Source organism: Candidatus Woesearchaeota archaeon, from assembly GCA_020854775.1.
GTDB lineage: Archaea > Nanobdellota > Nanobdellia > Woesearchaeales > 21-14-0-10-32-9 > 21-14-0-10-32-9.
In genome coordinates this window covers 1-7,780 of the sequence record JAHKLZ010000024.1, presented here as the reverse complement: position 1 = coordinate 7,780, position 7,780 = coordinate 1, and the positions used below count along the sequence as shown (strand labels likewise).

General features: G+C 36.1%; 6 protein-coding genes. All 6 read right to left on the bottom strand.

Going from position 1 to position 7,780, the window contains the following annotated elements; genetic code table 11:
* Window positions 1-76: 76 nt before the first annotated feature.
* The 6 genes from KO361_04475 to KO361_04450 are packed head-to-tail and all read right to left on the bottom strand — an operon-like array spanning window position 77 to window position 7,420.
* Window positions 77-472, bottom strand: coding sequence for a hypothetical protein (locus tag KO361_04475; protein ID MCC7574821.1), 396 nt, complete (start codon window positions 470-472; stop codon window positions 77-79).
* 25 nt (window positions 473-497) lie between these two features.
* Complete coding sequence (locus KO361_04470; protein ID MCC7574820.1) at window positions 498-2,021, bottom strand: hypothetical protein; 1,524 nt, start codon at window positions 2,019-2,021, stop codon at window positions 498-500.
* A complete protein-coding gene (locus KO361_04465; GenBank protein ID MCC7574819.1) occupies window positions 2,018-3,370 on the bottom strand; it encodes a toll/interleukin-1 receptor domain-containing protein in 1,353 nt (450 codons plus the stop codon). Before KO361_04465 ends, KO361_04470 begins: the two co-directional genes overlap by 4 nt.
* A 24-nt stretch (window positions 3,371-3,394) precedes the next feature.
* The gene (locus KO361_04460) at window positions 3,395-4,348 is read right to left on the bottom strand and encodes a site-specific DNA-methyltransferase (protein ID MCC7574818.1); all 954 of its coding nucleotides are present in this window, start codon (window positions 4,346-4,348) and stop codon (window positions 3,395-3,397) included.
* Window position 4,349: 1 nt separating this feature from the next.
* On the bottom strand, window positions 4,350-7,100 hold the full coding sequence (locus KO361_04455) for a DEAD/DEAH box helicase family protein (GenBank protein MCC7574817.1): 2,751 nt from the start codon (window positions 7,098-7,100) through the stop codon (window positions 4,350-4,352).
* Entirely contained in the window at window positions 7,097-7,420 is a 324-nt protein-coding gene (locus KO361_04450; protein ID MCC7574816.1) for a helix-turn-helix domain-containing protein, read from the bottom strand. The genes KO361_04455 and KO361_04450 overlap by 4 nt, the downstream gene beginning before the upstream one ends.
* Window positions 7,421-7,780 lie beyond the last annotated feature (360 nt).

Below are 7,780 nucleotides of genomic sequence, written 5' to 3'. Positions count from 1 at the left end.
TATTGGTTAATCACAAAACTAAAATGTTGATTTAACAATTAAAAAGTCCGAAAAATCATTAAATTAACTATAAGTATTATCTTGAATATTTATCATATCTAATAAATGTCGATTCTTCGTCATAATATGGGGCATAACGGTTTGCGTGTATGTGCAGTAGCGGATTAGAAGCTTCTACCTGTCTATTTAGCACAAAGTTTATTAGATGCAAAGCCTTTCGTTTTACCACTTTACCCGCTATTGCCACATACACGCTGTTACAGGCTGGCGTTTTTGTCGTCCGTGTCTTGCAGCCTTTGTCTTTATTGAGTTTTGCAACCACCTGTTCGATTGTTTTTGAGTCGGTTTGAGGGTTGACGTTTTTAAAATTTTTCAGAAGGGAAGGGATTTTTTTTAAACAATTTTTCTCGGGTTGGAGAAATGCATACTCTTTTTGCAGTTTTGGCTTGTGGGCTGATTCGCGAGGCTGCAAAATGTGTATGCTTTTGCTTTTTGGATTATATGTAATATTTGAATGCAAGTGGCGGTGCTTTTAAGTCTGTACAAGCGGTTAGTATTTCTCCAATTTTATCAGCAAACCGAAGTGTTACAGGAACTCCGTCTGCATAAATACAGGCATTGTAATTCAATTTAGTCAACGCTAAAATATCTTTCAATACCTGTTCAATGTCTGCTTCGCCTTTATTAATTTCAATATAAATGGGATTAGGAACTTCCATTGACAAGGTTGATTCTGTTTTCGGAACATAACCTACCGTCCAAAGGAACGCACTCTTTTCGTTAACAACAAAAGCGTTACCCCTCATTATCGGATAATTTCCCTCTGATTTAAAAAGTTTTAAGGGCTTTGTTTTGGTTATGGTAACTCCAACCAAATTCGTTCCTTCAGGAGTTACTTCTTGAAATGCCTTCCATTCCTGACTGTTAAACTTTGTCTTGGCATGAATAAAAATTTCTTTAGGATAAACTCCGTTTTGTTCTTCATACGATTTTAAGGCCTGTGTCAATAATGCTTTTGCCTCTTTGGGTTTTAGATGAAATTCTCCCTTATCAGGATTATACCAAGGGCCAACTTCTCCCTTGAAAACAGTTCCATCTCCATTATCCAAAAACATTTGGGCTGCACAGCACGCATTTTTTGGGTTCATACCTTTTTCAATTTTCTTGTAAACAAGCCCTAGGTAACAAACACCGCTTCTAATATCTGATAACTTCCAAGGTTTACCACCAGCTTTATAAAATGCAGCGGTTGAAACTGTCCAAGCTAAGTGACCTTCAATTTTTGAAAAGTCTCTTTTGGGTTCACCAAACTTGTTCTTGAAATCACGCCACGCCAAAGTGCTCTCTCTTAAAATCTGTGTTGGAATAGTGTGTTCAAGCAATCGGGCTTTCAACTGGTCATGAAATTGGGCATCATACTTGTAAGTTATCGCTTCTTTTTCCTGCTCCTTCAATTCCTTGTTTATGTCTTCAAATAAGGTTGGTTCATATCGAAATGATTTTGCCTTCGATTTGCTTATCAATGATTTTGATTGAACTAAGTCTTTGGGTAATATAGAATTGGGGCGACAGTATTGATAGATTTCATCAGGAATCACCACAAACCATACATCTACTTTTTCATCTTCATTTTTGTTGGCGGATATTATTTTGTTTATGAATAAGGTAACCAAATCATACGTCCTTTTGTGGGTGCTGTCTGTGTATAGCAGTTTCCCAATTTCTTCATTGGTTACTTCTTTGAAAACCACATGGTCTGCGTCCCATTTACAACCGAACACAGCTTCAAAACCTGGAAACATTGGACGTGTAATATTATTAGCGTTGTAAATGGGCTTTTGTATGCGTTTGATGTAATTTTGGAAAATTTTTAATCCATTTCTGGTTCCTACTACACCGCTTTTGATGCCATATATATTAGTTAGCGGACCAAACAAAGCAAGTCCGTCCCTTGCGTCTGTACATTTCTGTCCATTGGCAAAGAGTATATTTGGCTCAGGTATGTATATCAGTTTCTTCATTCAGAATCGGCTTCTTCAATTATTTCTTCGTCAAATTCATTCAGGTCATTTAAATCTGATATCTCTGCTTCATCTTCCAGCGTATTTTTCTCAGGTTTGTTATAGCTGACATACCCGATAAATTGAACAGGCTTATTAGAAATATGAATTTTTTCTTCGCTTCCTACCATCAGATAAAAACTGCTTTCATCATCCGACAGGTATTTTACAAAGGCAAGCAGCTTATTCCGCCAGTCGTCATTCCACCAATTTTTACCCTGTCTTCTTCGTGCTGCATGTTGTATGTTTTTGCTTTCAATGATTTCTTTACCGTCTTTGGTGAAAAAGATATGTGATGAAACCATCAACACGGGAAACGGATAAAGTTTACCTGCTGCTGATATACCGAAGTGCCAATGTTTATCTTTTTGCTTACCAACCAACCGTATTTTATTGAACTTATCCTTCACCAGCTTTCCCTTTTCAAACCAATAACCTACTTTATTAGACATAGGATATTCCCGAACTCCTTTGTCTTTCATTCTCAATTCAAACGCCTTATTCAATAGTTGAACAATCAACCGTTGACATTCAAAGTTGCCAATGAATGGCGAATCGTATTTGCCTGATAGTATTTCTTCAGTTGGTATTCTAATTGTTTGGCTGCTGTTATATGTTTCTGTTGTAGGTAATTGGTGCATGAAATCATATTCCCATGCAAAAGTGCAGAGATAATTTTTATAGCAAACCGCAGGAAACGTAAGTTCACTCACATCAAAACCTTTTGGCATCAGTTTCCCAAAATCATGAAAGCGTAATTCCTTTGGGAAGGATAAAATGCTGAACCAATTGGAATCATAAATTTCTTCTCGTTCAATTATGCCCTTGTTGTGCAGAAATATTTGCTGATACAGGGCATTGCTTTTATCGGGGTCGGGACTGTTTTTGGAAATATTCTGTTTGTCTAATGCATCCAGTAAATCCTGTAAACCCGTTGCCCATGATTTTTTAAAATCAATCGCATTCAGGCGAATGATTTCGGGCGGCAAGTCATCATACGAAAGGTTTTCGTCAATGATTAATGGAATTATGAAATTATCATCCTTTAGTTGTTTTTTTACTTTTTCCGCAACGGCAATTTCTTTTAATACTCCATCTCTCTTAATGGCAATTTCAGAAGTTGCCAGTAAGAACTTTATGGCCCCTTCACGGATTTCTTTGTCTATTACTTTCCAAAAATCGGCTCCCTTGTCTAAGAACAAAACATCACACCAAACCTCATAACCCAACGCAATAAGCTTTAATGCCAACCATTTTGTAAAATCGTTGTCATCAGGTGAGGCATGGCTTATGAAGATTTTGTTTCTCATTTAATATAGTAATTTGGTATAGCATTATTCTGCTTCGACTTTACTTTCAGTTTTTACCAACTCTAAAAACTCATTCAAGTCAGGATTGATTTTTATGCAATGCTGTGCAGAAAACAATCTGCCGTTCATATTTTTTAGATGTAAGTCAAAATATTCCAACATTTTTGGGTCGCTGTCCACAAGAATTGAATTTCTGCTTTCTTCAATGCAAATGCGGCCCGTAGTTCCTGAACCTGCAAAAAAGTCAAGTACTAAAGAACCAGGGTAAGAAAGACTTTTTACAAACCTTCTTATCAGTTCAAGTGGTTTTTGTGTTGGGTGTCCCACGCGTTCAACTGAATTGCCATTTAATCTGCTAATCTCCCAAACATTAGTTGGGTTTTTGCCTTTCTCAACGCTTTCAGGATTTAGTCGCTTATCTCGCTTATAAAGTTCTTTGGTTTCTTCATCAAACGGAATACGAACAGAATCTAAGTCAAAGAAATATTTATTTGTTTTTGAAAGCCAAATAGCTTCTTCGTGTCTGTTGGCGAAAAAGCGGTGCGCACTCATTCCGTTTTTGTAATACCAAATTATTAGATTAGTGAAACGCAAATCGGTATTATGTCTTGTGTAGTGCATAATCTCCAACAAGTCTCCTTTTTTAAGATCTTGATATTGGAATCCGCCAAATATTACGCAATTACCCGTTTCTAAAAGCACCCTGTAAATTTCGTCCAACCATTGCCTTGCCCATTCTAAATAATTGCTAAATGTGTCCCATATTGCCAAATCGAGATTATATGGTGGGTCAATCAAAATTAATTGTACCGAATTATCAGGTAGTTTTTTCAGAAACTTAACTGCGTCCTCAACGAATAAACCGTGATAAGTTTTTTGCGGCAGTTGAGATTCAATGAAACTACTATGAGCAACCCCATTTTTTTTGAGCTTGTTCATTGCTATATGCCCTGAATTGTAATGTGATTTATTTCCCATTTTACTTTACGGTTTTAAAGTTTTTAATAAAATATTTGTCAGTAAGAAAATCCTTGCCGAACGCTTCTTTCAACAGCGAGACATCCTCGTCTGAAAGTGATTTTGGATTCTTCTCAATCTTAGTAATTCGCTCAAATATTTCTTTTTCTGATTCTTTGGATTTCAATTGTATGGTCTGTTTTGACAGAACAAATTGTAATACTTCAATTGAACTTGTTTCCTGTTTAATAATGCCTAATGCTTCAAGTATATTTAGAAGAAACGGACATCTCCTTTTTGCTCCTTCTTCGGTTGCTGCTTCAATTCCGTTTCTGTCACAATAGTTTGCAACAAAAGGAGCAGAGAAGAAACCTTGATAAATGCTGTTTTTATTTATTAATTTTTTACGTTCTACACGATAGAGATAATTCAGCATTAAGCCAACCGCATGCATTTCAAGGAAAACATTTGTAATAAATGCACCGTGTTTCTTGTTTGCTTTTATGAACTTGCTGATTGCTTCATTGAATTGTGAGGGCTGAGTATTCATTTCCCAAGACGGAATATCGCTGTCTTTATCTTTGAAGCCAAAGTCAAGTTTTTTGAAAACAGGTTTTAAAATTTCTGCTAATTGTTTCCCTTTTGGTGTAAGTTGAAGGACGTATTCGGTATCTGTTCCGACCTTTCTATCATCTACAATCAATCCAAGTTCCATAAGAGCTTGCAACTTGTATTTTGTCTGCCTCTGAAAAGCACCTAATCTGTCCTCTCCAAGATTTCCTCTTATTCGGATATATTTGCTGTCAAGATGAGTATTCTTTAAACGATTGCTTTGAAGCGTTTTTAAAATGTATAGAATGTGCCCGAGGTGTACGCCTTGCGGGAAATGATAACTGGCTTCTGTAAATTCTCCAATTTCTCTTAGAAACTTAACCCAAGAACCAAATACAGATAGATATTTTCCAACTTTAAATTCACCTTGTTCGTTAATTTCCTGTTGTGTTGGTTTGTGTTCCAGTTTTTCCGCCAGCGTATAGTAAGCATCAATTAAATCTTCTTTGGTGATTTCTCTTCCTGCTTTGTCTTGATTGTCCAGAATTTCTTCAACCTCTGCATCAAAGATTACAGAACACTTAGGCGAATACTCATAAACAATTTTTTCTACTCTGCCGGTTTTAGAATTTTTCTTTTCGCTTTTTCCTTTTGAAAGGTACTCCCTTATGTTATTTGCTTTTTTGTAGTTACTGATAAAGTCAAGAATTACAACTCTGTCTTTTCCTGTGCAAAGTCTTAAGCCCCTGCCAAGCTGTTGAATGAAAACGGTTTTTGACTCGGTTGGTCTCAAAAATAGTAATACACGCAAGTCTGGAAAGTCAACACCTTCATTAAATAAATCTACGGTGAAAGCAACAGTAAATTGGTTGTCTCTGAATTGTTGAATCAGTTCGTCTCTGTTGTGAGTTTGTGAAGTTATAGCAAAAGAAGGTATCCCCTTTTCATTGAAAAATTTTGCCATCGCTTCTGCGTGTTTAACTGAACAACAAAAGCCAACGGCTTTATAACCTTTTCCTTTTTCAATATATTCTTTTAAAATTTGTTCATTACGTTCTTTTATTATCAAATACTTATCAAGGTCGTTCACATTGTATTTGTTGCCTTGGTATCTGATTTTTGAATAATCTATATTGTCTTTTAATCCGTAATAGGTGTATGGAACAAGAAAGCCGTTTTCAATAGCTTCATTTAAAGTGTATTCAAATACTTTCTGGTAGTCGAAAAGCTCAAAAATATCCTTCCTGTCCATTCTGTCAGGCGTGGCAGTCAGACCGAGCATAAAGAAGTTTGCCTGAAAATATTCTAGAATTATTTGATAGGTTGGCGCTTGCCCGTGATGAACTTCATCGACAATAATGTAATCAAATTCATTAGGTGCAAATTGATAAAGCGTATCAGGACTTCTCAATGTGTCTTTAGAAGCGAAAAGAACTTTGGAATCTTTAACATTCTCTTTTACTTCTCCTGTGAGCAATCCTAGTTTTTCTTTCGGATATACTTTTTCAAAGGCTTCTTTTGATTGGCTTAGAATGTCAAGTCTATGAACGATAAATAAAATTCTGCCCTCAACTTTCTTGGTGTCAAATGCCGATAGAAAAGTTTTACCTGTTCCTGTCGGTAATACTACAACTCCTTTTTTCCATCCGAAACTTCTGTAATAGTCCAGAGCTTCTAATGCCTTAATCTGTAAATGATTTGGTTCAATCAGCGTTTCGGAAAGTAGCTCAGGAAATAATTTGTAGATAATTCGTCTGATGCTTTCGCTCACTCGTTTACGCCAGTCCGGATGTTGTAATTGGCTATAAGAGAATCGCAGTAAATGCCATCCTGCGATTAAGATTTCGTTTTGCCTATTAAGATTGTCGTCAAATGCCTCTCTTGCTATGACACCTTCTGCATGATATGTTTCTCCATTAACTTCAAGTGCTAACTTCTTCCCATCCTTAGTAATTGCAAAATCTATTCTTCTGGTTTTTCCTTCTGAATCCAGAAATGGATATTGCGGGATAAGATATTTGATATTTTCCTTACCTAAAATTGGGAACATAAATTCTTTTACAAAAAGAATCTCGCTCTCATGATGCAGCTTTCTATTACCCCCTTCCCCTTCAATTCTATTGTTATAAAAATTCAAATATTCTTCAAGTTGAACTGATTCTCTATCAGCTAATGGATTTAACCAGTTTTCATTCTCGGTTATTTGTTGGTCGTTTATCATTTATGTCTTTTTAAGTATTCAACTTTCTTTTCAGCTACTTTCAGGGCTTCCTTTGCTACATCTTCATCCTGCAAATCATAAGCAATTTTTTCACTCAGGTATTGAACTAAGAGTTCCTTTTCGTTCAATTCAAGAAATGAAGCCAACTTGATTATATTTTCTCTGGTAGCTTTTCTTTCCCCTCTTTCTATTTTACTTAAAAGGGCTTGGTCAATTTCAAGAAAAGAGGCAACCTGCCTTAGTAGTAGCCCCCTTTTTTCTCTTGCTTCCCGTATTAGTTCGCCTACTGTTTTCAATGCTTGAAAAATTTGACTTGTCATTTTATGTCCAAAAATACAAAGTTGTCGTTAAATAGCATCCTAAAAAAGTCAAAATCTTTTCAACAGTCTTTTTGCGGGTTAGCAAAATTGGCTCTTTTAGTTTTGTGAAGGGTCGGAAAAGTGTATCGGGAAAAATCAAATGTGCCAATGCGGGTAAGGATAAAATGTTTTTAAAAAAATGCGGTGGGGAAAAATTTTAAAAACTTTCGAGTCGGCTTGCGTGTCGGCTCGTTGGTCTTTTTAAATATGTAATGAACAGTCATTCGTGTAAAATTCGGTTTACTTTTTTGTTTGCAAAGTCTCGGTTTTCAATCGTCAATGTCAGGATTGCACTGTCTTTTACGCTTGCCTGTAACGGTT